Source organism: Streptomyces sp. NPDC001700, from assembly GCF_053596435.1.
In genome coordinates this window covers 66,068-90,855 of record NZ_JBSFGE010000019.1, presented here as the reverse complement: position 1 = coordinate 90,855, position 24,788 = coordinate 66,068, and the positions used below count along the sequence as shown (strand labels likewise).

Genomic DNA, 24,788 nt, shown 5'->3' with positions numbered 1-24,788 from the left:
CCAGGGACCACGTCTGCTCGGCTTCGCCTGGGTCGACGGCAGACGGGATGGGAGCTCCCCACGCACGCCACAGGTAACCGGCACTCGCGGACGGCGCCCCGTCCATCCCGGAGCCTGAGCGCCCCCGCCGGAGGCATCAATCTCTAGGGTCAAGCGGCTGATTGCTGTGTGCGCGGCACGGACGGCGGCCGGGCTGGAGCGGGGCGGAGACAGGAGCGCAGGCCCGGCCGGGGGCCGGGCCGCGCGCGGGGAGCGGAGCGAGCCGCCTTGATCGAGTAGGGAAAGTTCTACCGCGCTCTGGTTGATCGTCTTGGTCGGTCGATGCCTACTCACGTGAGTAGGCACGCGGATACCCTGGTTTTAGGTACGTACGCAACTAGAACCAACGACGGCAGGAGTGTGCTGACCGGATGGGACCGAAGTCGGAGCGGGTCTACCTCACGATTCGCGAGTGGATCGCTGCGGGCAAGTACTCGCCAGGTTCCAAGCTCCCGTCCGAGCGGACCCTGTCGGAGGATCTGGAGATCGGGCGTACGGCCCTGCGCCAGGTGCTGGCCAAGCTCCTTGCTGAAGGCGTTGTCGAGGTGCATGGCCGTAGCTCCTACCGGGTGCCGGATCGGTCAGTGACCACCGAAGCGCCAGCAGACGTCGAGCCCTGGCAGATCCACGGTGAGCGGACGGTGTACGACAACCGATGGGTGAAGCTGAGCCTCGTTGACGTGGAACCTCCCGGCGTGAAGCGCTTCGAGCACCATGTCGTCAAGCTCCACCATGTGGCCATCGCCGCCGTGATCGATGACCAGGACCGAGTGCTCATGATGTGGCGGTACCGCTTCGTCCCTGATGCCTTCGGCTGGGAGTTGCCGGGCGGCATCGTCGATCCGGGGGAGGAACCCCTTCAGACCGCCTTGCGTGAAGTCGAGGAAGAGACTGGCTGGCGGCCGGAGGCCTTGCGGCACGTGGTCACCTACCAGCCCATGGTCGGCATGGTCGACTCACCGCATGAAATCTTCGTCGGCCATGAGGCGAAGCTGGTCGGTGAGCCGACCGATCTGGAAGAGGCCGGGCACATCGCCTGGGTGCCTCTGTCCGACATTCCCGGGCTGATGGCTCGTGGTGAGCTGATGGGGTCCGGCACCTTGGTCGCCCTCCTTCATGTGCTCGCTTCACGGGGTGCCGGTACGTCGCCTACAACCCCTGCGTGAGCTGCTCGATCCGGCGCCTGTGACGTACTGACCTGGTCCGGCTCGCCACCAGTTGGGCTTGCCGCAGGTGCTTCTGCGCCTGGTCCTGCTCGCTGCGGGCCAAGTGGGCCTGCGCCAAGTCGCAGTGGAGTCCCGACGATGCCCTGACGAACGTGGGGTCGGTCGTCTCCAGTGCGGCGTACAGGCTGCCCACTGCTTCCTCGTCGCCTATCAGGGCGAGAGCGCTCCCGCGCCACCTGGTGAGGTGGCCTTCATTCAGGAAGATGCTCAGCATGTCCGGATCGCGGGCGTCTTCTCCTGCGGGCAGGTGTCGCATCGCGAGTTCAAGAGCCTGCTGACACTCGGCCTGAAGCCCAGCTCGGGCGCAGATTTCCGCCTCGGCTGCGTACAGCCAAGCCCTGAGGCGTGAAGACATGCCCTTCCCGCCGAGGCGCTGCGCATCTCGAACCAGCTGCACCGCCATCTCAGGACGTCCGGCGTCACACAGCACGTATGCCTGTTCGGCGGTGGCGTGCGCGAGGTACATGGGCTCCTCGGCCTCCTGGGCGGCGCGCTTCCCCAGCTCGTAGTGACGCCAGGCTCGTTCCACGGCTCCGACGTCGAGAGCCTGCCAGGCCGCCAAGGTGGCTGCTCCGGCCAGAGCCAGAGCGACCGGACGTCGGGTCTCCGGGAGTACCGCGAAGGTGAGGGCGTCTTCCAGCCGCGTCAGGTGGGCGGTCATCTGGTCGACCAGACTGGCGGCGCCCATCTGCCGGTCGACGGTCCGGAGCAGTTCGGTCTGGTCCATGAACGTCTCGACCATCGTCAGGCTGACGTTCTTGGCCTCGTCGATCCGGTCTATCAGCTCGTCGTACCCGTCGGCTGTGGCGACTGCCAGCGGCGACTGTGATCCGCCTGCCAGTTCATCGTCGGTGATCCCGAGCAGCGCGCGGAGGATCTTGGCGTAGTGGCTGGAGATCGTCCGTCGGCCGTTCTCCCACTCCGAGACGTACACTCGCAAACTCGCGGTTGAGGCGACGGTAAGCATGTGCTGGCGCGCATGGCGTTCGATCTCCCGCACAAGACGCTCTTGTGACCATGCCCGTGCCGTCCTCGCTGCCTTGAGTCCATTCATCGGGTACTGCCGCTCCGGGTCGGGGGTGTTGAGCCGTAACAGCAGCATGCCTCACATCGGCCCAGGTCGGCAGGGGTTAATGGGGCTGCTGTTAACCCCTGTTGTCTACCGGATCGTTGCTCGGCGCGCTTTCCTGGAACTGTCGCAGTCAGGCGAGTTGAGACGCCGGACCAACGGCGATGCTTGACATCTGGTGCGCACCAGATGCAACCTTCTGGTGCGCACCAGTTGGAAGCGCAAGCACTCCGCAAGTTTGCTGCGGCATTCAATCAACGTTCAGGAGCGGCGACCCACCGCCAAGCAAGTACGCCGCTCCCGCCCCTGAAGGGACCTCCATCATGCGTCAGATTCCCGTCGACACGTCCGCCGCGACCGTGATGGTCGCCAAGTCCGCCCAGCCGAAGGTTCGTGACCGCCGCACCGGTGAGATCGCCTTGGACGCGGACGGTGTGAAGCTGATGACCGTGGACGTGATGTTCGCGGCCAACGACAACGTCGAGATCCTGTCCATCACCGTCCCGGAGACCGGTATCTCCGGCGACCTGGCCATGGGCGCCCCGGTCGCGCTCACGGGCCTGATCGCCCGGCCGTGGGAGAACGAGTTCAACGGTCAGAAGCGGCACGGGATCGCTTTCCGCGCCGTCGCGGTCACCTCGCTCGCCACCTCGGGCGCGAAGGCGGCCTGATCATGACCTGGTTCATGGTCGCTGTGGTGGTGGTCGTCGCTGCTGCGGGTCTCCTGCGGTGGCGGCGCCCCGCCTGGTACTGGCTCTCCCTCGGCGTCACCTTCGCCACCGTGCGGGTCCTGGTCCGCTACGCCTCGGTCATGGACGCCTGCGGGCTGACCGTCCCGCCCGCCCGCTGGCGTCTGGCCCTGGCTCGGATGGCTGGCCGGGAGGTGCCGGAGTCCCGCCCGCCGCGCATCCTGCGTCTGCGCCCGACCCGCACTGGCCTGGTGCTGCGGCTCAAGCTCAAGCCTGGACAGGACGCCTTCGACGTCGCCGCCGCCACCGACCGGCTCCGCCACTCCTTCGGCCTGTACGGGGTCACCTCCCGTGAGATCCGCTCGGGTGTGGTGGAGATGCGGATGACCGGCTACGACGTGCTCAAGCGGGTGCAGATGCCCGCCCGGCTCGATACCCGGCCGATGTGCATCCCGGTCGCCCTGCGAGAGGACGGCTCGGTGCACTACCGCGACTACCGCGCCGTCCCACACGGGCTGACCCTCGGCGCCACGGAGTCCGGCAAGTCCGTATACCAGCGCAACCTGGTCGCCGGGCTCGCCTCGCACCGTGTCGCCCTGGTCGGCATCGACTGCAAGCAGGGCGTGGAGTTGTTCCCGCTGGCCCGCCGGTTCTCCGCGCTCGCCGACAACCCCGACACCGCGCTGGAGCTGCTGGAGGCGCTGGTGACGCACATGGAGGAGGTGTACCAGCTCATCCGGGCCGAGCAGAGGATCAGCATCGCCGTGCCGGATGCGGAGATCGCCGCCGACATCTGGGACCTGCCCGAGGACATCCGGCCGGTACCGGTCGTGGTCCTGGTCGACGAGGTCGCCGAACTCGCCCTGTACGCCACCAAGGACGAAGAGAAGCGCCGGGACCGGATCATCACCGCCCTCGTCCGCGTCGCCCAGCTCGGCCGCGCGGCCGGCATCTACCTGGAGATCTGCGGGCAGCGCTTCGGCTCCGAACTCGGCAAAGGCATCACCATGCTTCGCGCCCAGCTCACCGGCCGCACCGCCCACCGCGTCAACGACGAAACGTCCGCCAACATGGCCTTCGGAGACATCGCCCCCGATGCCGTGCTGGCCGCGATCCAGATCCCGGCCGAGACCCGCGGCCTGGGCATCGCGGGCGATTCGACCGGCGGCTGGCACCGCATCCGCGCCCCGCACACCTCGCTGCGCGAGGCCGTGAACGTCTGCAACAAGCACGCCCACCGCACCCCTGACGTGCCCGCCTTGGCGGCCTTCCGCCCCGCCACCGCAGCGGTGCCTTCGGCTCGGGCCCGGCTGTCCAAGACAGCCCCGGCTTCCGCCTGACCTCACCCTCTCTTCCGGTCGGCGTGACCGTCTTCGCGCCAGCTCCCTACCCCTCCCATGCCTGACGACAGGAAGGAACCCGTGATGGCCCGCCCGCGTGTCGACGCCGTCCTGGTCCAAGCCGTCATCGCCGGGGCGCTGTCCTTCGCCCACCTGCACGATCTGGCCGCCGCTGCCGGACAGGACGGCTGGAAAGCCTGGGCCTACCCGATCAGCGTCGACCTGCTCCTGGTCGCTGCCTGGCGTCGACTGCGCACCGGCGGGCCCACTCGGCTGGCCTGGTGCTGGTTCCTCATCGCCCTCGCTGCCTCCCTCGGCGCCAACGTCGCCACCGCCGGACTCCTCGACATGCACCACGTCCCTGCCTGGCTGCGCATCCTCGTCGCCGCCTGGCCCGCCCTCGCCTTCATGGGCGGAACTCTCCTCGCCCACACCACCGCTCACGCGGAGCCGGAAGCGTCGGTGCACCCCGATTCGGCACCCCGGCCCCCGGCTGTCGAGGACGACCAAAAGCCCGAACCCGCACTCGGGCCGGTGGCCAACGTCGAGGAACCCGTCGCGCCTCCCGCCCCCGGGCCCCAGCCCGACCCGGCCCCGCCCGCTGCTCCCGCCGCGCCGGTCCCGGCCGCGCTGGTCGACCACGCCCGCAAAGTCGCTGATGACCACCACGCCCGTACCGGGGCCCCGATCGACACCGACACCCTCCGCGCCCGTCTCGGCGTCCCGCCCCATCTCGCCGATGCCATCGCCGCTCAACTCGCCTGACCCCGAAAGGAAGCGACGTCCCATGACCCGCGTCCCGGCTGACTTGACCGCTGCCGACTACCTCGACGGCGCCCGCGAGATGGCCGCCGCCGACCGGCCCTTCCTCGCCCACCTGCTTGCTGAGAAAGCCGCCCAACGCACCACCGACCCGGCCACCGCCGCCGGTATCCGCGCCAGCTTCCTCGACCCGACTACACGAACGGAGACCGACTGAGATGCCCGCACGCGACCACTTCCACTCGGTGATGCGCATCGGACCGGTGCAGGTCGGCACCCACCGCGACCGGCACGGCCGCACCGTGCACGCCGCCGTGTGCACCAACGACCGCTGCGGCTGGTCCGCCGACTACTCCAGCCGGTCCGCCGCCCAGCTCGCCGCCCGCACCCACCGCTGCCGCATCAACTGACCGGAGGTTCTGCCATGGACGTCCCGCTCTGGCTCGCCCTGATCGTCGTCGGCTGGCTCGGCGTCAAGCTCATCCGTCCGCCCTGGTGGCTCATCGCCGTACTCCTCCTCGGCGGCTACCTCCTCGCCGACAGCCTCTTGGCCCCCGTCATCGACACCGCCGTCAAGTAACCCCAGGAAGGGGAACAGCCCATGCTCCGGCCCAAGCACCCGATCATGCCCCAGCCCACCGGCCTGGTCACCCCGCAGACGCCGACCACCATCCAGCCGACGAACATCACCCCTGGCACTCCAGCTCCGCCGCCGATACCCAACGCCCCGGCCTCTACCCGGCCGGTCGTGCAGCTCACGCCCGGCACCGCGATAGCCCTTGTCGGTGGTGGTACGGCCGTGGTCCTGGTCGTCGGCGCCGTGCTGGTCTCCATGCTCCTGGCCGTCGCCGTGACCGGCGTTTCGGTCGCCGTCTGCGCCGTCGTCCTGCGCTCCCTGCTCGCCTACGACACCAAGCGTCGCTGACCGGCCCCCGGGCGGCTCCGATACCGCCAAGCATCCGCCGCCCGGGCGCCGTCCCTGTCCGATCCACTGAACCGGAAGGAAGTCCCAGCATGCCGCAGCGCACCAGCCCGACGCCCCGCATCTGCCCGAGCTGCGACGGCTTCGCCTCCGCCGCCATTACCACCGGCGGACGCGACCAGTGCGGCCACCTCCACACCATCACCGCCGACTGCCCGGCCTGCCACGGCACCGGCATCCGCATCGTCCGCCGTGACCAGGAGGACGCCCGTGTCTGACGTGCTCGACCCGACCACCCTCGGCGACCTGCTGAGGGTGGCTTCGGCTCCTGACTACACCCGCTGGGAAGACCAGATCCGCCGTACCGGCGGCTGCGCCGACCCCATTCACCTGCGCGGCTGGGTGACCCAAAAGGACAAGACGACCGGTGCCACGCTGCACCACTACACCACCGCTAGCGAGCCGGGCGGGCGGCTCCGTGTCGCCTGCGGCAACCGCCGCGCCTCCCGCTGCCCGGCCTGCGCCTGGACCTACGCGGGCGACACCTACCACCTCATCCGAGCTGGCCTGGCCGGGGACGACCGCCGAGACATCCGTGCCACCGTCCGCAACCACCCCCGCGTCTTCGCCACCCTCACCGCCCCCTCCTTCGGCCCGGTCCACAACCGACCGGACCGTGGCGCCTGCCGCTGCGGTACCCACCACGCTCCAGACGCACCGGAGCTGGGCACCGCCCTCGATCCGGCCACCTACGATTACGCGGGCGCCGTGCTGTTCAACAACCACACCGGACAGCTCTGGCAGCGCTTCACCAACCGGCTACGCCGAGAGATCGCCGTACGCGCTGGCATCACCCAGCGAGAGCTGAAGGAGCGTGCCCGCCTCTCGTACGGCAAGGTCGCCGAGTTCCAGAAGCGCGGCGCCATCCACTTCCACGCCGTCATCCGCCTCGACGGCCCCGACGGACCCAACACCCCGCCACCGTCCTGGGCCACTGTGCAGCTCCTCACCGATGCCATCCACGCCGCCGCCACGCACGCCTACACCTCCGTCTCGGTCCCGGCCGCCGAAGAGCAGCCCGCCCGCACCTTCCGCTGGGGCACTCAGCTCGACGTCCGCCCCGTCGAGGCGTTCGGCGACGGCTCCGACATCACCGAACAGGCCGTCGCCTCCTACGTCGCCAAGTACGCCACCAAAGCCGCCGAGACCACCGGAACCCTGGACCGCCGCATTGGCGAACTCTCCGAACTCGACCGTTACGACGTCCCCGACCACACCCGTCGCCTGATCGAAGCCTGCAAGCGGCTCGACCTGCTCTACCCCGACCGGCGCCTGTGGGCCTGGGCGCACATGCTCGGCTTCCGGGGCCACTTCTCCTCCAAGTCCCGCCGCTACTCCACCACCCTGGGCACCCTGCGCCAGGCACGTGCCGACTACCGGGCCGCCCAAGAGACCGCCGCCCTCGGCCTGGAGGACGTTGAGCTGGACACCGTTCTGGTCCTGGCCGACTGGCAGTACGCCGGACACGGCCACACCCCCGGCGAATCCGCCCTCTCCGCCACCATCCACCGCGACCTGCAACTCAACCGCGAGACAGCTCGTGACGCACTGACGAACGAGGGGGAGTGGTGACCATGGACCGGCTCCTCACCGTGTACGAGGTCGCGGAGCGGCTCGGCACGGGCGTCCGCTTCCCCCGCCGACTCATCGAGGAACGCCGCATCACCTTCGTCAAGGTCGGTCGGCACGTCCGCATCCCTGAGGGCGCCGTCGAAGCGTTCGTGGGGGCCAACACCGTGGAACCGATCACTCTGCGGCCCACGAAGCTCAGGAGGGCTGCCTGATGGCTGGCAAGCGCAAGTCTCGCCGGGACTTTGGACGCGTCCGCAAGCTGCCTTCCGGCCGGTTCCAGGCTCGGTATCCGGGACCTGACGGTGTCCTGCGCCCGGCGGATCGAACTTTCGCGACGTCGACGGACGCTGATCGCTGGCTGATACGGAAGCGCATCGAGGTCGAAGAGGGGCGCTGGCTCGATCCTGCCGAGGGGCAGACGACCGTACGCGACTGGGCGGCCCGCTGGCTCGCTGCCGTCTCGCCGCAGCTCAAGCACAAGACGCAAGCCTCGTACCGGTCGCTGATCAACTCGCTGATCAATCCGGCACTCGGCGACCGCGAGCTGTCGACCCTCCGGCCGATCACGATCGCTGAGTGGGTCGGTGCGATGAAGACCAAGGGGCTCAGCGCTTCACGTATCCGGCAGGCGTACCGGGTCCTGTCGCAGATCATGCGGGCGGCTTTCGACAACGACATGATTCCGCAGACGCCATGCAGGGGCGTGAAGCTGCCTCGGATGCCGCAGACCGAGCCGCACATCCTCACCCCGCTCGAAGCCTCCCGGATCGTGCGGAGTGCCGACAAGCCGCATGACTTGTTGATCGCGCTCCTCGCGTACGCGGGACTGCGCGTCGGCGAAGCGTTCGCCCTCCGGCGCGTGGACATCGATGTGTCCGGCGGCTTCGTCCTGGTCGATGAGAACCTGGCGGAGGCCAACGGTGCCTTGGTCTTCGACACACCAAAGTCCCATCAGAAGCGGCTCCTGCGGGTTGGCCCGTCGCTCGCGAAGCGGCTCGGCCGGTATCTGGAGGTCCTGCCCGGTGGAGATGACGCGCTCCTGTTCACGACACCCGGCGGCAAGCCGCTCCGCTACAACCAGTGGCGCAAGGCGTACTTCGACCCCGCCGTGTCGGCAGCCGGGCTGACCGACGTGACCCCACATGACTTGCGCGCCTCACACGGAACGTGGGTCGCCGATCAGTACGGCGTGATGACCGCCGCTCACCGGCTCGGCCACTCGAACGCGAGCGTCACGACTCGGCACTACGCCCGGCCGGTCGCCGGTCGTGATGACCAGGTTGCCGAAGCGGCGGACTCCTGGCTCAGCGGGCACAACCATGAGCTTGGGGCACGTAGCGGGCACGACGACGATGACGACGGCTCCGCTGGGGTGCTCGCACCCGTCTGACCTGTGGCGGAGCGCCCCGCCGGGCAAATCGTCGAGAGATCTTGAAAACCGTCGTGGCAGCGATGTCACCGAGGGTTCAAATCCCTCAGCCTCCGCGCAGGTCAGCGAAGTAGCTGGTCAGAAGGGGTGCCCCGAGTCGAGGGGCACCCCTTCCGCATGTCCGCTGCCTCACCCTGCGCCGCCCGAATCGTGGGCCAGGCGTGGGCCAGGGGCGCACCAGGTGTCAGGAGATGGAGAGGCTGGTGCCGAACTCGAAGGCCCTGGACTCGTTCGGCCTGACCTGACCGATCCGCTGCCCCTGACAGTTGGGAAGAGCGAAGACGGTGGCGACCTGGTTGGTGTTGTTCGCGACCAACATCGGCCAGATGTCCGTCGTGTAACAGCCACTTGGGTTGGTGTGGGTGGTCAGCCCGACGGTCAGGGTTCCCTCGGCGGCCACGGCTGACCCCGCTGACGACAGGGCGAGGACCACCGCACCCATCACCGACGCCGCCACAAGCCCAATTCGACGCATCGTTGCCTCCTGCTCAGACACGATCCGGAGGAGACGCCAACCGCCTCCCGACCCATTGCTAACGGCCGTCGCTTGACGGACACTCACGGCTCGCGTGAGTGCCGCCGGTGCTCCTCGGCGATCAGCGCGTGCGGCCAACCTGTGGCCAACTGGCCGGGGGCTTACGGGTGGTACTTCTCCTCGACCGTCTCGGCGCCGCCGGACTTGGTGTTCATGGTGACGCGGACGGTCACGCTGTTGCTCTTCGCGGACTTCTCCAGCTCTTCCACGCTGCACTTCGCGGTGCCGTAGCCGTCGTCGCCGATGGACGCGCCTCCGTTGCTGTCGTCGGAGCAGATCGCGGCCGCGCCGAGGATCTTCGTGGCGTTGGAGATCAGGAACGCCTGCTCCGTGCCGCCCTCTTCAGGCGTGACGGTCAGCTTGCCGGGCGCGAGGTACTTCAGGGTGCCGACGATCGCGCGGTGGTTGCCCGCGTTGGCGGCGCCGCCCCCGTCGGGCGGAGCGGGGGCGGCGCTGCCGTCTTCCTGGCCCTGCGAGCCGGAGCTGTCGGAGTTGTCCGAGGAGGAGCCGCCCGTGGACTGGGGTGCGGACGATTCCTGGGAGCTCGAGGAGCCGGAGGCGTCCGACGCGCCGTCCTCGGGCCCGCAGGCCGTGGCGCCCAGGCTCAGCGCCGCGGCGGCGACGAGGGTGGCGGCGAGGCGGCGGCCAGCGCGGCCGCGGAGGCGGTTGGTGGCGGTGTTCATGGCGTTCTCCTGTTGCTCTGTTCTCTCGTGTCTCTCCCGGACAACACCCAGCTTCGAAGATCGACTTGGTGTTCTACTAACAGACGACTAATGCGCCCTCAGGGCGCCTACCTGCTGGTTCATGCGGCGAGCAGGCGTAGACCGGCCCGGTCCGCCCGGCGTGCCGACCTCTTGGAGTCCCGACGTCATCTCGGGGCCCGCGCGGCTGTCAGGCGACCGGCGGCAGGTGGCGGCCGGTGGTGCTACGGGCCGCGGAGGCGACCGTAGCCTCGGCTTCGCGCCGCGTCAGGCCGGTGTGGAGCGCGGCGTCGATGAGGGCCGGGGCCAGTGCGTCCCCCGCGCCGGTCTCGTACGCCCGGCAGGCGGCCCAGAACAGCCGGTCGTTGCGCCGCCCCTCCTGGGATGCGCGGACGAACCGTATGAGGGCGGCGTCGCGCCCCGGCGCCCCGCCGGTGTCCGGGGGGATGCGATCCGGCGGCGTACGGTCCGGCGGCGTACGGTCCGGGGGCCGCAGCAGGCTGAGGAGCGCGGGCGGTACGGGGGCGGGGCGCCAGGCGGGGGATCCGGGCGCCAGGCGGTAGCGGCCGCGTGAGGTGGCCGAACCGGGGCCGACGAGATAGCCGCCCGCCCCACGGATGTCGATGCCGGGGGCGATCCGTCCGGCGGAGTTGGGGACGGCGAGCCCGGGCGGTCCGCACAGCCACAGATGGCGCCCGCCGCCGGGGGTGAGCACGGTGACGGTACGGGGGAGGGCGAAGGCGTACCGGAGGGCCAGCCGTGCGAGCGCGGCGGCACCGTCGACGCGCGGTTCGTGCTTGAGGTCGAGGTCGACGCCGATGAGGTGGTGCGGGGCGCAGCCGCAGGCGATGCCGTAGCCGGTGGCCCAGGGGGCGGCGGCGAACAGCGCCCGGATCGCCGCCGGGTCGGCGGACGCGTCGTGGACGCCGTGGCCGGGCTGCCCGCAGGCGCCGCGGCAGGGCAGCGGTACGGGGTCGTGGTGGTGAGGGGAGCGTACGGCGGGCAGCTTCGCGCGGGTCAGCGGGATGACGCGGAAGCCATGGGCGGCGGCCGCAAGGGCATGGGCGAGTGGAGTGTTCGCCATGTCCTCCATTTTCGTACAGGTGTCCGATAAGGGGAAGGGGGTGAAGGGCCGGGAGCGGTGCACCGGGGCGTTCTGGGGCGCGGGGGCGCGTCGAAGGTTTGAAAGGAGTTCATCATGCTTGCGTGGTAATACGTCGTTCGGTGCGCTTCGTCTGCCGATGGGTGGGCAACTTTCCGTCATGGCAGGTGTTCGCGCATGACCGGCACGAGTGAGTAGTGGTGATTCATTGAGTGAACGGGACGGGTGAGGTCGTTTACGGTCACGCGGCGGCGCTTCGGTGCCGCCGCGCGGTCGTGTTCGCTCCGCCGCTGCCCGGCCTGCTCGACTGCCTGCTCGACGGCGTGCTTGACAGTGTCAAATTATCTGACGGATAGTCAGAAAGCTTTCCGTGCGGTCGTACGTGCGGCCGTGCGACGCCGTCAAGCCCAGGGGAGCCCGCTGCCCATGCACCTCGCCCCCACGCCCCGCCAGCGGCAACTGCGCGAGCGACTCCGCGCCTACTTCCGCGAGCTGATCACTCCTGAGGTCCGTGCGGCGCTGCCGGGCGACCCGGCGGGCCAGCGACGGCTGTTGCGGCGGATCGGCGCCGACGGGCTGCTCGGGCTCGGCTGGCCGGTCGAGTACGGCGGTCAAGGGCGCGGTCCGGACGAGCAGTTCGTGTTCTTCGACGAGGCGTACCGGGCGGGTGCACCGGTCTCCATGGTCACGCTCAATACGGTCGGTCCGACGCTGATGCGGTACGGCACCGAGGAGCAGAAGCGGTTCTTCCTGCCGCGCATCCTCAGCGGCGAGATCGTCTTCGCCATCGGCTACTCCGAACCGGAGGCCGGGACCGACCTCGCCTCGCTGCGCACGAAGGCCGTGCGGGAGGTAGGCGGGGAGGATGGGGAGCATGGGGCCAAGTCCGGTGCCGGGCGCGGCGGGGCGGACGCCGAGTCGTGGCGTATCGACGGCGCCAAGACCTTCACCAGCAACGCCCAGAACGCCGACTGGATCTGGCTCGCCTGCCGCACCGACCCGGAGGCCCCCAAGCACAAGGGCATCTCGATCATCCTGGTGCCCACCGACGCGCCCGGCTTCTCCTGGACGCCGATCGAGACGGTCGCGGGCCTGACCACGACAGCGACCTACTACGACGCGGTCCGCGTCCCGGCCAGCCATCTCGTCGGCGAGGAGAACGGCGGCTGGGGGCTGATCACCACTCAGCTCAACCACGAGCGGGTCGCGCTCGCCGCCATCGGCATGCAGGCCGAGGACTTCTACGAGGCCGTACTCGCCCACGCCCGCACCCCCGACCCGGACACCGGGGCCCGCCCCGCCGACCAGGACTGGGTACGGGCCCGGCTGGCGGAGGCGCACGCCCGGCTGGCCGCGACCCGGCTGCTCAACTGGCGGCTGGTCGGGGACGTGGGGGCGGGGACGCTGAGCCCGGGAGACGCGAGCGGCGTCAAGTTCGCGGGAACCGAAAGCGCGGTGGCGGTGTATTGCCTATGTCAGGAAATCGCGGGAGAGGCGGGGCTGATCCGGTCGGGGTCGCCGGGAGCGTTCGGGGACGGCGAGCTGGAGCGGATGAACAGGGCCGCGCAGATCAACACCTTTGGGGGCGGGGCGAGTGAGGTGCAGAGGGAGATCGTGGCGACGATGCGGCTCGGCATGCGGCGGGTGCGGCGATGACCGCTGAGACGCATGAGCTGTACGAGAGGCTGCGGGGATTCGAGGGCCGAGTGGCGGCGCGCGGCGGCGAGGGCAGGGACCCCGTCAACGAGCCCATGATCAGGCACTGGTGCGAGGCTATGGGCGACACCAACCCCGCCTATCCGGGCATCGCACCGCCGACGATGCTCCAGGCATGGACGATGGGCGGGCTCGGCGGGCACCCCGGCGGCTCGGCCAGGTCGGAGGCGTATGAGGAGCTGCTGGCGCTGCTCGACGAGGCGGGCTGCACCTCGGTCGTCGCGACGGACTGCGAGCAGGAGTATCTGCGGCCGCTGCGTCCGGGAGACCGGATCACCTTCGACGCGGTGATCGAGTCGGTGTCGCCGCGCAAGACCACCAAGCTGGGCACGGGCCACTTCGTCACCACCCGGATGGACATCCGTGCGGGCGATGAACTGGCCGGGACGCATCGCTTCCGCATCCTCAAATACGCGCCGACGCAGCAGCAGCAGCCGAAGCCGAAGCCGAAGGCGAAGCGCCCGCGTCCCGTCATCAACCGGGACAACGCGGGGTTCTGGGAGGGGGTCGCCGCCCACCAGTTGCTCATCCAGCGTTGCACTGGGTGCGGCACCCTCCGCTTCCCCTGGCTGCCGGGGTGCGGCGGCTGCGGTTCACCGGAGTGGGACACGGTCGCGGCCTCCGGCGCGGGCACGGTGTTCAGCTATGTGGTCATGCACCATCCGCCCTTCCCCGCCTTCGATCCGCCGTATGCCGTGGGTCTGATCGAGCTGGCCGAGGGGGTTCGCATCGTCAGCAACATCACGGGGGTGCCATACGAGGAGGTGCGCATCGGGATGCCTGTCGAGCTGGAGTTCCTGCGGGCCGATGACGAGCTGGAGCTGCCCGTTTTCCGAGGGGCGGTGGCCTGATGGACTTCACGCCCACCGCCGAGCAGCAGGCCGCCCGGGACCTGGCGGCGGAGATCTTCGGGGATCTGTCCACCCATGAGCGGCTATCGGCCCTCGGGACCGGTGTCGACGGCGAGTTGTGGAAGACGCTCTGCGCGGCGGGGCTGCCCGCCGCTGTGGAGGAGATCGGCCTGGTCGGCCTGGTGCTGCTGCTGGAGGAGCAGGGCCGGGTGACCGCCCAGGTGCCGCTCGCGGCCAGCTGTGCGTACGGGCTGCTGCCGGTGGCCGTCCATGGCACGGCAGAGCAGCGCGCGCGGCTGCTGCCCGCCCTGCGGGACGGTACGGCGGTGGCGACGGCCGCGTACCGGCCCGGCTCCTCTCCGGCGGCCTCGGCCCGCCGGACCACCGCGGGGTGGGTGCTGACCGGCACGTTTCCGGTGGTCCCCTGGCTGCGGGCCGCGACCCATGTGCTGGTCGCGGCCCGCACGGAGGAGGGGCGCACACGCTGCTTCCTGATCGAGACCCCGCCGGTCTCCGCCCCGGCCGCCTCCGCCCCATCCACCCCTCCCGCGCTTGCCTCTGGTGCGCATACCTCAGACGTGCCCATCCGGACCGAATCCGTCGAGACCACCGCACCCTGGGCGGCGGGGCGGCTCACGCTCCAGGACGCGCCCGCCGAGCCGCTCGGTGACGACAGCGTCGTCTGGGCCGATGTGCTCGGCAGGGCCCGTACCGCCTTCGCCGGATTGCAGGCGGGCGTCTGTCAGGGATCGGTCGCGCGGGTGGTCCATCACACCTCCGTCCGCGAGCAGTTCGGGCGCCCGCTCTCCGCCCAGCAGGGCGTGCTGCTGCGCGCGGCGGACGCCCATATGGACACCGAGGCGATCCGGGTGACCGCCTACGAGGCGGCCTGGCGCTATGACCGGCATCTGCCCGCGGCCACCCATGCGCTCACCACCGCCTGGTGGGCCTGTGAGGCGGGCAGACGGATCGTCCACGCGGGGCAGCATCTGCATGGCGGCATCGGCGCTGATGTGGAGCATCCGGTGCACCGGCACTTCCTGTGGGGGCGCCAGTTGGACGCGTATCTGGGCCCGGCCCCCGCCCTGCTGGCCGCGCTGGGCACCCTGCTCACGGAGGAGACGTCCGCATGACGGTCATGGTCACGGTCACGGTCCGCGCGGGCGAGGCGCTGCCGCCGCTGCGTATCCCGATCACCCGGACGCTCATCGTCTCCGGCGCCCTCGCCTCCCGGGACTACCAGGATGTGCACCACGATGCCGAGGCGGCCAGGGAGAAGGGCTCTCCGGACATCTTCATGAACATCCTGACCACCAATGGCCTGGTCGGGCGCTATATCACCGACCACTTCGGGCCGCGGGCCCGTCTCCGGAGGGTCGCCATCCGGCTCGGCGCCCCCAACTACCCCGGAGACGAGATGGTGCTGACCGGAGAGGTCACCTCGGTCGCGGACGCCACGGTGGAGGTCGCGGTGACCGGGCAGAACGCCATCGGCCGCCATGTGACCGGCACGGTCACGGTGGAACTTCCCGCTGGTTCCGCCGAATCCCCGACCGGAGCGGTCCGATGAGCGCCCGTCGGCCGGACCGGCTCGGGGGGCGGGCGGCCGTCGTGGGCATCGGCGCCACCGAGTTCTCCAAGGACTCCGGCCGCAGCGAGCTGACGCTCGCGGCCGAGGCCGTCCGGGCGGCGCTGGACGATGCGGGGATCGCCCCGGCCGAGGTCGACGGGCTGGTCACCTTCACCATGGACACCAGCCCCGAGATCACCGTGGCCCAGGCATGCGGCATCGGCGAGCTGACGTTCTTCTCCCGGGTGCACTACGGCGGGGGCGCCGCCTGCGCCACCGTGCAGCAGGCCGCGCTCGCCGTCGCCACAGGTGTCGCCGAGGTCGTCGTCTGCTACCGCGCGTTCAATGAGCGCTCCGGGCGCCGCTTCGGTTCCGGGGTGCAGCACCGCGAGCCATCGGCCGAGGGGGCGGCGCTCGGCTGGTCGCTGCCCTTCGGTCTGCTGACCCCCGCGTCGTGGGTCGCCATGGCCGCACAGCGCTATCTGCACACCTACGGTCTGACGCCCGAGGCCTTCGGCCAGGTGGCCGTCATCGACCGGCGCCATGCCGCCACCAACCCGGCCGCGTATTTCCACGGCAAGCCGATCACCCTGGCCGATCACGCCGCCTCCCGCTGGATCGTGGAGCCGCTGCGGCTGCTCGACTGCTGTCAGGAGACGGACGGCGGCCAGGCGATCGTGGTCACCAGCGTCGAGCGGGCCCGCGACCTCCCGCGGCCGCCCGTCGTGATCACGGCGGCGGCGCAGGGCGCGGGCCGGGCGCAGGAGCAGATGACGAGCTTCTACCGGGACGATCTCTCAGGGCTGCCGGAGATGGGCGTGGTCGCGCGGCAACTGTGGAGCGGCAGCGGGCTGAGTCCCGCCGACATCGATGTGGCCATCCTCTATGACCACTTCACGCCGTTCGTGCTGATGCAGCTGGAGGAGTTCGGCTTCTGTAAGCGCGGCGAGGCGGCCGGATGCGTCGCCGAGGGCGCGCTGCCGCTCAACACCCATGGCGGACAGCTCGGCGAGGCGTATCTGCACGGGATGAATGGGATAGCGGAGGCCGTCCGCCAGATACGCGGCACGGCCGTCAACCAGGTGCCGCATGCCGCCAGCGCACTGGTCACCGCGGGCACCGGAGTACCGACATCCGGGCTCCTCCTCGGCGCAGACGGCTGAACCACGCGCGTGTCTGCGGCACCGGCCCTCCGGTGTCCACATTGACTCCTCATATGAACCGAGGAAAGAAGAGCAGATGGATGTTCATGGGCTGGGCTGCCAGTCTGATCGCGGTGCTGGCCACCTCGATCAGCGGCCCCGCCTCCGCCTCGGCGGAAGCCCTCCCCGACCCGCGTCCCCTGGGCGCCAAGGTCTTCCAGGGCCGGGGCTTCGACACCTGCCACACCCCCACGCTCGCGGCCCTGCGCGCGTGGAAGGCCTCCCCCTATCGCGCCGTCGGCGTCTACTACGCGGGCCGTGGCCGGGCCTGCCCCAGCCAGCCCAACCTCACCGTCTCCTGGATGCGCGGAGTGAAGAGCATGGGGTGGCATGTGCTGCCCATCTTCGTGGGGTCCCAGTCCCCCTGCGTCCGCAACAAGAACAAGAGGAAGTTCGCCATCGGCAGCACACCCTGGGCGCAGGGCCGCAAGGAGGGGAAGGACGCGGTGGCCCGCGCGAAGGCGCTGGCGATGAAGAAGCGCAGCGCGCTCTATCTGGACATGGAGGCCTACGACCCGGGGAAGGCGAGCTGCGCGGCCACCACGCTCTCCTTCATCCGAGGCTGGAACCGCGAGGTGCGCTCGCACGGCTTCTTTCCCGGTTTCTACAGCAGCGCCGAGTCCGGGGTGCGCCATCTGGAGAAGTCCCGGAAGGCGGGGATCCGTGATCTCCCCTCCGTGATGTGGTTCGCGCGCTGGAACGGGAAGGCGGCGCTGGCCGGAGAGCCGGTCCTGGCCAAGAAGGCCTGGAATCCGCACCGCCGCATCCATCAGTACGTGGGCAATGTGCATGAGAAGCACGGCGGCCGGACGATCCAGATCGACCGCAACAAGGTGGACGCGCCGGTCGCGATCATCAGCTGAAGCATCGGCTGATCCGTCAGCTGATCCGTCCGCTGTGCCGTCAGCCGCTGGGAGGACCCTCTACGGCACAACCCTGACGGAAGTCCCGCTCTATCCATCCCCAGGAGGTGTTGTCAGCCCTACCCCTACAACCTCAGGTTGATTCGGCTTCGGCACTTGTGGCCGATCCGCGGTGAGCCCCTCACTCCCTAGCGTTGGGGCATGACCACGACCGTGTGCTCAGGGGCTTCCGTCGCCGCGTTCCCGTCGTTCACCTCGTACGTACGGGCACGGGGGCCGATGCTGCTGCGCACCGCCCGCTCGCTGACGCCCAACGCCTGTGACGCCGAGGATCTGCTGCAGACCGCGCTGACCAAGACATACGTCGCGTGGGAGCGGATCGAGGACCACAAGGCGCTGGACGGCTATGTGCGCCGGGCGCTGGTCAACACGCGGACCTCCCAGTGGCGCAAGCGCAAGGTCGACGAGTTCGTCTGCGAGGAGCTGCCCGAGCCGGACCCGGTCCCCGCCCCCGACCCCGCCGAGCAGCAGGTCCTGCGCGACATGATGTGGCGCGCGGTGATGCGGCTGCCGGACCGCCAGCGGGCCATGGTCGTCCTCAGGTATTACGAGGACCTGAGCGAGGCCCAGACGGCGGAGGTGCTCGGGGTGTCCATCGGCACGGTCAAGAGCGCCGTCTCGCGCGCCCTCGTCAAGCTCCGCGAAGACCCGGAACTGATCCGCGCGGCCTGACGATCTACGGTGGACTCCAGGGCCGAGCGGGGTAGTGACATACCGGCCGGTCGCTTGCACAATCGGCGGACTACCCGCGCGTAACCGTAAATTCCTGGAGGCCACGGTGCTCAGCACGATGCAGGACGTACCGCTGACCGTGACCCGCATCCTCGAGCATGGAGCGCTGGCCCACGGCACGGCTCAGGTGCTCACCTGGACCGGTGGCGGTGAGCCGCAGCGCCGTACCTTCCACGAAGTGGGCCTGCGGGCCACCCGGCTGGCGAACGCGCTGCGCGACGAGCTGGGCGTCGAACAGGGGCAGCCTGTCGGCACGCTCATGTGGAACAACTGCGAGCATCTGGAGGCCTATCTCGCGGTCCCCTCCATGGGCGCCGTGCTGCACACCCTGAATCTCCGGATGCCCACCGGCCAGCTGACCTGGATCATCAACCACGCCGCCGACCGCGTGATCGTGGTGAATGGTTCGCTGCTCCCGCTCCTGGCCCCGCTGCTGCCCGAGCTGGGGTCCGTGGAGCACATCGTCGTCTCCGGGCCGGGCGACCGTTCCGTGCTGGACGGGTGCCGGGCCCGCGTCCACGACTACGAGGAACTGATCGAGGGCCGTCCCGAGCGTCATCCCTGGCCGGTGACCGACGAGCGGCAGGCCGCGGCTCTGTGTTACACCTCCGGCACCACCGGCGACCCCAAGGGCGTGGCCTACAGCCATCGCTCCATCTACCTGCACTCGATGCAGGTCAACAGCGCCGAGGCGTTCGGCATGTCCGCGAAGGACACCCTGCTGCCCGTGGTGCCGATGTTTCACGCGAACGCGTGGGGCACCCCGCACGCCGCCTTCATGGCGGGCGCGTCGATGGTGATGCCCGACCGCTTCCTGCAGCCCGCCCCGCTCGCCGACATGGTCGAGACCGCCCGGCCCACCCTCGCCGCCGCCGTCCCCACCATCTGGCAGGGGCTGCTCGCCGAACTCACCGCCACGCCACGGGACGTGTCCAGCCTCACCCATGTCTACATCGGCGGGTCGGCCTGCCCACCGTCCCTGATGAAGGCGTTCGAGGAGCGGCACGGCATCCGGGTCGTGCACGCGTGGGGCATGACGGAGCTGTCGCCGCTCGGATCCATGGCCCATCCGCCCGCCGGTCTCACGGCCGAGGAGGAATGGCCGTACCGGGTGACGCAGGGCCGGTTCCCGGCCTCCGTGGAGTACCGGCTGATGGCGCCCGGGGGCGAGGTCGTGCCCGCGGACGGGGAGGCGGTCGGCGAACTGGAGGTGCGTGGACCGTGGATCGCGGCCGCGTACTACGGAGGGGCGACGGGCGAGCCCATGCGTCCGGAGGACAAGTTCACCGAGGACGGCTGGCTGAAGACCGGCGACGTCGGCACGGTCTCCCCGGACGGCTATCTGACCCTGACCGACCGGGCGAAGGACGTCATCAAGTCGGGCGGCGAATGGATCTCGTCGGTCGAGCTGGAGAACCATCTGATGGGCCATCCGGAGGTCGCCGAGGCGGCGGTGGTGGCGGTGCCCGACGAGAAGTGGGACGAGCGCCCGCTCGCCACGGTGGTGCTGAAGGAGGGCGCCACCGTGGACTACGCGGGGCTGCGGGAGTTCCTCGCCGGGCGGGTCGCGCGCTGGCAGCTGCCGGAGCGCTGGGCCCTGATCCCGGAGGTGCCGAAGACGAGCGTGGGGAAGTTCGACAAGAAGGTCATCCGGAAGCGGTACGCGGACGGGGAGCTGGAAGTGACCACCCTCGACTGAGGCCGCCCGACTGAAACCGCCTGGCTGAACCCGCCCGGCTGAACCCGTACGACCGAGGCCGTCCGGCTGGGGGCATCCCCCTCAGCCGGTGCCCGACCTCAGCCGGTGCCCTACGCCTCCGCCGGTGCCTCAGTTGGTGCCGATCTTCGCCAGCAGGTCGACGATCCGGGCCTGCACCTCCGCGCTCGTCGAGCGCTCCGCGAGGAACAGCACCGTCTCGCCCGAACTGAGCCGCGACAGGTTCGCCGGGTCGATGTCCGCGGAGGTGTAGACGACCAGCGGGGTGCGGTTGAGCAGCCCGTTGCCGCGCAGCCAGTCGACGATCCCGGCCCGGCGGCGGCGTACCTGCATCAGGTCCATCACCACCAGGTTCGGCCGCATACGCCCCGCGAGCGCCACCGCGTCCGCGTCCGTCGCGGCCCGGGCGACCTGCATGCCGCGCCGCTCCAGGGCCCCCGTCAGCGCCGCCGCGATCGGCTCGTGCTCCTCGATCAGCAGGACGCGCGGCGGATGCTGTTCGCTGTCGCGCGGGGCGAGCGCCTTGAGCAGGACGGCCGGGTCGGCCCCGTACGCCGCCTCCCGCGTCGCCTGGCCGAGCCCCGCCGTCACCAGCACCGGCACCTCGGCGGCGACCGCCGCCGTCCGCAGCGACTGCAGCGCGGTCCGGGTGATCGGCCCGGTCAGGGGGTCGACGAACAGCGCCGCCGGATACGCGGCGATCTGCGCGTCCACCTCCTCACGGGAGTTCACGATCACCGGGCGGTAGCCGCGGTCGCTCAGCGCCTGCTGCGTGGACATGTCCGGCGCGGGCCACACCAGGAGCCGGCGCGGGTTGTCCAGCGGCTCCGGGGGCAGTTCGTCGTCGGGCGGCGGGGTGCGGTCGTCGACGATCTCTATGGCGCCGTTGGGCCCGTCCAGCGGCTCCGGCCCCTCCGCTCCTTCGTCCGGCGCGCCGATCGCGAACGCGCGCCCCGAACTGTGCGGCGAGGCCGGGCGGGGCGGCTGCGGCCCCGGGCCGGGCTGGTTGCGCGGCTGGGCTCCGGGTGGGGGCCCGGCCTGGCCGGGGGCCTGCGCCGGGGACTGGGGGTGGGCGCGGCTGCCGGTGGGTTCCAGATCCGCCGAGCTGTTCTGGTCGGCCATATCGGGGCGGGCGGCCAGCTTGCGCCGCCTGCCCGACCCCGCGGTGGCCGTACCGCCGGAGGGCGTCTGGGGCTGCTGCGGCTGTTGCGGCTGGGGAGTGCGCTGGTGCTCGCTGACCTGCTGTGCGAACGGCACCCCTTGGCCCAGCGTGCGCACGCTGAACGCGCGCCCCTGGGTGGTCTCCGCGCCCTGCGGAGCGCCCTGCGGGCGGCCTTGGGGGGCGCTTTGGGGCGCGCCCTGAGGGGGCTGAGGTGCCTGGGGGGCGTTCGGGCGTGCGTTCTGGGGCGTGCTCTGGGGCGCGCGCGGCGCCTCGGGAGGCAGCTGCTGCGCCGGGGGAGCCCCGGGCGCGGGCTCCGGCTGCTCCTCGGAGAGGGGGCGCCGGGCGCGGCGGCGGCCGGAGTGCTGAGCCGCCTGCTGGCCGCCCATGGAGTCCTGCGCGGGCTCGCCCCAGGCGGGCTGCTGCTGTTCGGGGGTGCGCGCGGCGGGGAGCGCGGGCATGGCGGACCCGCCGCCCGCACCGGAGCCCGGCCCGGCACCCTGCCCGGCACCTGGTTCGGCACCCGGCCCGGCCGTGCCCGGACGCGGGGCCTGCGGCCCGCCCTGCCCCTGATTCTGGTTCTGGCCCTGCTGGGCCGGTGCCTGTTGCGGGGCCTGACCGGGACCGGACGGCCAGCCTCCGTTGCGGGGCGCGGTCCCGCCCGGGGGCACGGGCTGTACGGCCAGGCCACCGCCCTGCGGCTGGGCCTGCGCCTGCGGGGCGCCGACGCGCGCGTCCCGGGGGCCATGCTGCGCGGGGACGAGCCCGGCGGGCCCGGCCGGGCCCAGCTCGGGCGGCAGCGCGCCGGGCTGCGACGGCCGGTCGGCCGCCGCGGGCGGCAGCGCGAACGGAGAGCGTGCCGCGCCGGGTTCCCCCGCCGCCTGTGCCTGGGGCTGCGGCTGTGCCTGAGGGTGAGGCTGTGTCTGGCGTTGCGGCTGAGGCTGAGCGCCCTGCTCGGGCACCGCCCGGTTCGGCGTCTCGGTCAGGGGCCGCCGGGCACGACGGCGGCCGCTGGGGACCGCCCCCTCGCCCTCGGCGGAGTCCTGGGAAGGGTCGCCCCAAGCGGGCTGCTGCTGGTCCGGGGTGCGGGCGGCGGGGAGCGCGGGCACGGCGGACTCGCCCGCACCGGCCGCATCGGGGCCGTTCACGTCGGGGCCGTTCGCGTCGGCCGCCGCCGGAGGCAGGGCGAACGGGGAGCGGCCGCCGCCCTGGCCACCCTGCTGGGCCGGATACGGACCGGCGGCCTCCTGAGCCGGGGAGCCGCGCCGACGACCGCCCGCGGCCGGGTGCTGCGGCTGGGCGATGCCCTGCGGCGGTACGACGCCCATCGCGGCGGCGCCGACCGCCTGCGGACCGGCACCGGCACCGGTGCCCTGGCCGTCCGTACCGTCGTTCGCGGCCGCCGGGGCCTCCTCGTCGGCGCGCGGGCGTGCCCGGCGCCGTCCGGTCGGCCGCGGCTGGTCCTGCTCGCCCGGCTGCTGCCCGCCCTGCTGGTTCTGCTGCCGCGGATCGGTACCGGCCTCCGCGGGGAGCGTGGCGGGTACGGAACGGTTCTGCGCGCCGCTCGTGTCCGCCCCCGGCGCGTTCTGCGGATCGCCGGAGCCGGGGGCGCCGTTCGGACCGCCGTCCGCGCCGTCGCCGCCCGCGGTGCCCGCGGTGTCCGTGGCCGCGCCGGTTCCGCCGCCCGAAGTGCCCTGCCCCTGCGTACCCTCGGCGCCTCCGGACGCCGCCTGGGCGTCGGCCTTCGCCCGCTCCTGGTCGGCGGCCGCCGCCGAGATCGGCACCTCCAGGACGTAGGCGTGCCCGCCCATGCCCGGCATCTCATGTGTCTGCAGCACACCACCGTGCCGGCGCACGATCCCGCGCACGATCGGCTCGTGCACCGGGTCGCCGCCCGCGTACGGTCCGCGGACCTCGAACCGTACGACGTTGCCGCGCTGTGCCGCCGCGACCACGATCGTCGAGTCCCCGGACGCGCCGCCTCCGCCCGAGGCCGCCTTGCCGGTCGAGTCGACCCCGGCCACGTCCGCGATCAGGTGGGCGAGCGCCTGGGCCACCCGCTGCGGGTCCACTTCGGCCTCGATCGGCGGGGCGTGCACGGCGAACTGCGCGCGCCCCGGACCGATCAGCTCGACCGCGCCCTCCACACCGGCGGCCACGACCTCGTCCATGGAGACCGCGCGCCGGGCCAGCTCCTCGCCGTCCGCGTCGAGCCGCTGATAGCTCAGGACGTTGTCGACGAGCGTGGTCATCCGGGTGTACCCGGCGGCCAGGTGGTGCAGGATCTGGTTGGCCTCGGGCCACAGCTGCCCGGCCGGGTCGTCGGCCAGGACGCCGAGTTCGCCGCGCAGCTCCTGGAGCGGACCGCGCAGCGACTGGTCGAGCACCGCCAGCAGCTGGCTGTTTCGGGCGGTGAGGGCGTCCAGCCGCTCCGCGTACGTCTGCCGCTCCCGGTCGAGCTGCGCCTGCAGCTCCTCCAGCGCCTTGGCGTGCTCGTCGCGAAGCTCTTCCAGCTCCTTGGCGCGCTCGTCGCGAAGCTCCTCCAGCTCCTTGCTGTGCTGCGCCGTGAGGCTCTCCACCTCCTCGGCGTGCGTCGAGACGAGCGCTTCCTCGGCGCGCCGGTCGGTGAAGGTCATGACGGCGCCGACGAGTTGCTCGCCGTCCCGTACGGGCGCGGTCGTCAGGTCGACCGGTACCGCGCTCCCGTCCTTGGCCCACAGCACCTGGCCGCGCACCCGGTGCTTGCGGCCGGAGCGCAGGGTGTCGGCGAGCGGGGACTCCTCGTACGGGAAAGGGGAACCATCGGGGCGCGAGTGGTGTACAAGAGAGTGAAGTACCTGACCGCCCAGGTCACTGGCCCGGAAGCCGAGGATCTGCGCTGCGGACGGGTTGACGAGGACCACCTTGCCCTCGGTGTCCACGCCGACCACGCCCTCCGCCGCCGCGCGCAGAATCATCTCGGTCTGGCGCTGCTGGCGGGCGAGTTCGGCCTCGGTGTCGAGCGTCCCGGTCAGGTCCCTCACGATGAGCATCAGCAGCTCGTCGCCGGTGTAGCTGTACTGATCGGCGTACGGGTCCGCGTACGGGGTCCGGCTGTCCTCGACGTTCGCGCTGGTCACCTCTACGGGGAACTGAGCCCCGTCGGTGCGCCGCGCGATCATCCGGGTCGGCTTGGTGCTGGTGATCCGTTCCGCGTCCCCGGGCCTGCGCATCGACCCGGGGATCCGATTGGGATCGAAGGAGGGGAGAAGATCGAGCAGACCACGGCCCACGAGTGCGGTGCCCGGCGTCTCGAAGGACTCCAGCGCGATGTGGTTGGCGTTGACGATCGTGCCGTTGCAGTTGACCAACAGCAGAGCGTCGGGAAGGGCGTCGAGTATCGCTGCGAGGCGAGCAGCGCCTCGGGATGGCCTGCTGCTCACGACGACGCTTCCTCCCTGACTTACCGCACCTTGCTGACACCCGCGGTCAT

At 71.1% G+C, this 24,788-nt stretch carries 25 protein-coding genes; 20 read left to right on the top strand and 5 right to left on the bottom strand.

Annotated elements, in window-relative coordinates; genetic code table 11:
* Positions 1 to 410 precede the first annotated feature (410 nt).
* Positions 411 to 1,205: an NUDIX domain-containing protein gene (locus tag ACWC5C_RS30010; RefSeq protein WP_450880446.1), complete on the top strand. Its 795-nt coding sequence runs from the start codon at positions 411 to 413 to the stop codon at positions 1,203 to 1,205.
* Here the strand turns inward: ACWC5C_RS30010 and ACWC5C_RS30005 are convergent.
* Positions 1,189 to 2,232 carry an XRE family transcriptional regulator gene (locus ACWC5C_RS30005; RefSeq protein ID WP_450880577.1) on the bottom strand — a complete coding sequence of 348 codons (1,044 nt, stop codon included), beginning with the start codon at positions 2,230 to 2,232 and terminating at the stop codon, positions 1,189 to 1,191. The genes ACWC5C_RS30010 and ACWC5C_RS30005 overlap by 17 nt on opposite strands.
* Before the next feature lie 425 nt (positions 2,233 to 2,657).
* On the opposite strand from ACWC5C_RS30005, the gene ACWC5C_RS30000 reads away from it, so the two are divergent.
* The 11 genes from ACWC5C_RS30000 (at position 2,658) to ACWC5C_RS29950 (ending at position 9,069) form a co-directional block, all read left to right on the top strand.
* Entirely contained in the window at positions 2,658 to 3,005 is a 348-nt protein-coding gene (locus tag ACWC5C_RS30000; RefSeq protein WP_450880444.1) for an SCO3933 family regulatory protein, read from the top strand.
* Positions 3,006 to 3,007: 2 nt separating this feature from the next.
* Entirely contained in the window at positions 3,008 to 4,363 is a 1,356-nt protein-coding gene (locus tag ACWC5C_RS29995; RefSeq protein WP_450880442.1) for an FtsK/SpoIIIE domain-containing protein, read from the top strand.
* Positions 4,364 to 4,447: 84 nt separating this feature from the next.
* Positions 4,448 to 5,128, top strand: a complete 681-nt coding sequence (locus ACWC5C_RS29990) for a DUF2637 domain-containing protein (RefSeq protein ID WP_450880440.1) — start codon at positions 4,448 to 4,450, stop codon at positions 5,126 to 5,128.
* Between the two features lie 22 nt (positions 5,129 to 5,150).
* Positions 5,151 to 5,342, top strand: coding sequence for a hypothetical protein (locus tag ACWC5C_RS29985; RefSeq protein WP_450880438.1), 192 nt, complete (start codon positions 5,151 to 5,153; stop codon positions 5,340 to 5,342).
* Position 5,343: 1 nt separating this feature from the next.
* Positions 5,344 to 5,535, top strand: coding sequence for a mobile element transfer protein (locus ACWC5C_RS29980; protein WP_450880436.1), 192 nt, complete (start codon positions 5,344 to 5,346; stop codon positions 5,533 to 5,535).
* A gap of 14 nt (positions 5,536 to 5,549) precedes the next feature.
* Positions 5,550 to 5,705, top strand: a complete 156-nt coding sequence (locus ACWC5C_RS29975) for a hypothetical protein (RefSeq protein WP_109376597.1) — start codon at positions 5,550 to 5,552, stop codon at positions 5,703 to 5,705.
* 21 nt (positions 5,706 to 5,726) lie between these two features.
* On the top strand, positions 5,727 to 6,050 hold the full coding sequence (locus tag ACWC5C_RS29970; protein ID WP_450880433.1) for a SpdD-like protein: 324 nt from the start codon (positions 5,727 to 5,729) through the stop codon (positions 6,048 to 6,050).
* Positions 6,051 to 6,139: 89 nt separating this feature from the next.
* Positions 6,140 to 6,325, top strand: a complete 186-nt coding sequence (locus ACWC5C_RS29965; RefSeq protein ID WP_450880431.1) for a hypothetical protein — start codon at positions 6,140 to 6,142, stop codon at positions 6,323 to 6,325.
* Entirely contained in the window at positions 6,318 to 7,679 is a 1,362-nt protein-coding gene (gene repSA, locus ACWC5C_RS29960; RefSeq protein ID WP_450880430.1) for a replication initiator protein RepSA, read from the top strand. The genes ACWC5C_RS29965 and repSA overlap by 8 nt, the downstream gene beginning before the upstream one ends.
* 2 nt (positions 7,680 to 7,681) lie before the next feature.
* Positions 7,682 to 7,891 carry an excisionase family DNA-binding protein gene (locus ACWC5C_RS29955; RefSeq protein WP_450880428.1) on the top strand — a complete coding sequence of 70 codons (210 nt, stop codon included), beginning with the start codon at positions 7,682 to 7,684 and terminating at the stop codon, positions 7,889 to 7,891.
* Entirely contained in the window at positions 7,891 to 9,069 is a 1,179-nt protein-coding gene (locus tag ACWC5C_RS29950) for a tyrosine-type recombinase/integrase (RefSeq protein WP_450880426.1), read from the top strand. Before ACWC5C_RS29955 ends, ACWC5C_RS29950 begins: the two co-directional genes overlap by 1 nt.
* A gap of 223 nt (positions 9,070 to 9,292) precedes the next feature.
* Here the strand turns inward: ACWC5C_RS29950 and ACWC5C_RS29945 are convergent, their stop codons facing one another.
* The 3 genes from ACWC5C_RS29945 to ACWC5C_RS29935 form a co-directional block, all read right to left on the bottom strand.
* Complete coding sequence (locus tag ACWC5C_RS29945) at positions 9,293 to 9,583, bottom strand: hypothetical protein (protein WP_450880424.1); 291 nt, start codon at positions 9,581 to 9,583, stop codon at positions 9,293 to 9,295.
* A 161-nt stretch (positions 9,584 to 9,744) separates the two neighbouring features.
* On the bottom strand, positions 9,745 to 10,326 hold the full coding sequence (locus tag ACWC5C_RS29940; protein WP_450880422.1) for a hypothetical protein: 582 nt from the start codon (positions 10,324 to 10,326) through the stop codon (positions 9,745 to 9,747).
* Positions 10,327 to 10,534: 208 nt separating this feature from the next.
* Entirely contained in the window at positions 10,535 to 11,428 is an 894-nt protein-coding gene (locus ACWC5C_RS29935; RefSeq protein ID WP_450880420.1) for a bifunctional DNA primase/polymerase, read from the bottom strand.
* Between the two features lie 444 nt (positions 11,429 to 11,872).
* Between ACWC5C_RS29935 and ACWC5C_RS29930 the strand changes: the two genes are divergently transcribed.
* From ACWC5C_RS29930 to ACWC5C_RS29895, 8 genes are all read left to right on the top strand, one after another.
* A complete protein-coding gene (locus ACWC5C_RS29930) occupies positions 11,873 to 13,102 on the top strand; it encodes an acyl-CoA dehydrogenase family protein (protein ID WP_450880418.1) in 1,230 nt (409 codons plus the stop codon).
* Complete coding sequence (locus ACWC5C_RS29925) at positions 13,099 to 14,013, top strand: bifunctional MaoC family dehydratase N-terminal/OB-fold nucleic acid binding domain-containing protein (protein WP_450880416.1); 915 nt, start codon at positions 13,099 to 13,101, stop codon at positions 14,011 to 14,013. The genes ACWC5C_RS29930 and ACWC5C_RS29925 overlap by 4 nt, the downstream gene beginning before the upstream one ends.
* Positions 14,013 to 15,146 (top strand): acyl-CoA dehydrogenase family protein, encoded by a 1,134-nt coding sequence (locus ACWC5C_RS29920; RefSeq protein ID WP_450880414.1) that lies wholly within the window; start codon positions 14,013 to 14,015, stop codon positions 15,144 to 15,146. The genes ACWC5C_RS29925 and ACWC5C_RS29920 overlap by 1 nt, the downstream gene beginning before the upstream one ends.
* Positions 15,143 to 15,583, top strand: a complete 441-nt coding sequence (locus ACWC5C_RS29915) for a MaoC family dehydratase (RefSeq protein ID WP_450880412.1) — start codon at positions 15,143 to 15,145, stop codon at positions 15,581 to 15,583. Before ACWC5C_RS29920 ends, ACWC5C_RS29915 begins: the two co-directional genes overlap by 4 nt.
* Complete coding sequence (locus ACWC5C_RS29910; RefSeq protein WP_450880410.1) at positions 15,580 to 16,746, top strand: lipid-transfer protein; 1,167 nt, start codon at positions 15,580 to 15,582, stop codon at positions 16,744 to 16,746. The genes ACWC5C_RS29915 and ACWC5C_RS29910 overlap by 4 nt, the downstream gene beginning before the upstream one ends.
* A 53-nt stretch (positions 16,747 to 16,799) precedes the next feature.
* Positions 16,800 to 17,648 carry a DUF1906 domain-containing protein gene (locus tag ACWC5C_RS29905; protein ID WP_450880408.1) on the top strand — a complete coding sequence of 283 codons (849 nt, stop codon included), beginning with the start codon at positions 16,800 to 16,802 and terminating at the stop codon, positions 17,646 to 17,648.
* A 201-nt stretch (positions 17,649 to 17,849) separates the two neighbouring features.
* On the top strand, positions 17,850 to 18,380 hold the full coding sequence (locus ACWC5C_RS29900; protein ID WP_450880406.1) for a SigE family RNA polymerase sigma factor: 531 nt from the start codon (positions 17,850 to 17,852) through the stop codon (positions 18,378 to 18,380).
* Between the two features lie 106 nt (positions 18,381 to 18,486).
* Positions 18,487 to 20,139, top strand: a complete 1,653-nt coding sequence (locus ACWC5C_RS29895) for a long-chain fatty acid--CoA ligase (RefSeq protein ID WP_450880404.1) — start codon at positions 18,487 to 18,489, stop codon at positions 20,137 to 20,139.
* Positions 20,140 to 20,268: 129 nt separating this feature from the next.
* Here the strand turns inward: ACWC5C_RS29895 and ACWC5C_RS29890 are convergent, their stop codons facing one another.
* Positions 20,269 to 24,738, bottom strand: a complete 4,470-nt coding sequence (locus ACWC5C_RS29890; RefSeq protein WP_450880402.1) for a PAS domain-containing protein — start codon at positions 24,736 to 24,738, stop codon at positions 20,269 to 20,271.
* Positions 24,739 to 24,788: the final 50 nt, after the last annotated feature.